The following is a 535-nucleotide window of genomic DNA, read 5'->3' on the forward strand; positions in this document are numbered from 1 at the left end:
CTGGCCTGGGCATCGACAATCTCTGCATCGACCTGACCGCCGAGGAAATTCCCATCATGGATGGCTCGGCGTCATCCTTCGTCTTCCTGTTGCAGCAGGCCGGCCTGCAGGAGCAGGACGCGCCCAAGAAATTCATCCGGGTCAAGAAGGCGGTGGAGGTGCGCGAGGGCAGCGGCGCGCAGGAGAAATGGGCAAGGCTCGATCCCTACAATGGTTTCCGCCTGAAGTTCTTCATCGAATTCAATCATCCGGCGGTGGACCGCACCGGGCAGATCGCCGAAGTCGATTTCAATGCGGAGTCCTATGTGCGCGAGGTGGCCCGCGCCCGTACCTTCGGCTTCATGCAGGATGTCGAGACCCTGCGCGGCCTGGGCCTGGCGCGCGGCGGCTCGCTGGAAAATGCGATCGTGATGGATGAATACCGCATCCTCAATCCCGATGGCCTGCGTTACGAGAATGAATTCGTGCGCCACAAGATACTGGATGCGATCGGCGACCTTTACCTGGTCGGCCATCCGCTGTTGACCAGCTACAC

1 protein-coding gene is annotated in these 535 nt (G+C 60.7%); it reads left to right on the forward strand.

Features of this window, described 5'->3' with window-relative positions:
- On the forward strand, positions 1-535 hold a 535-nt coding region (gene lpxC, locus JK635_RS28315), incomplete at both ends, for a UDP-3-O-acyl-N-acetylglucosamine deacetylase (protein WP_202653523.1).

This window comes from Neobacillus paridis, assembly GCF_016765675.1.
Classification (GTDB): domain Bacteria; phylum Bacillota; class Bacilli; order Bacillales; family Cytobacillaceae; genus Neobacillus; species Neobacillus paridis.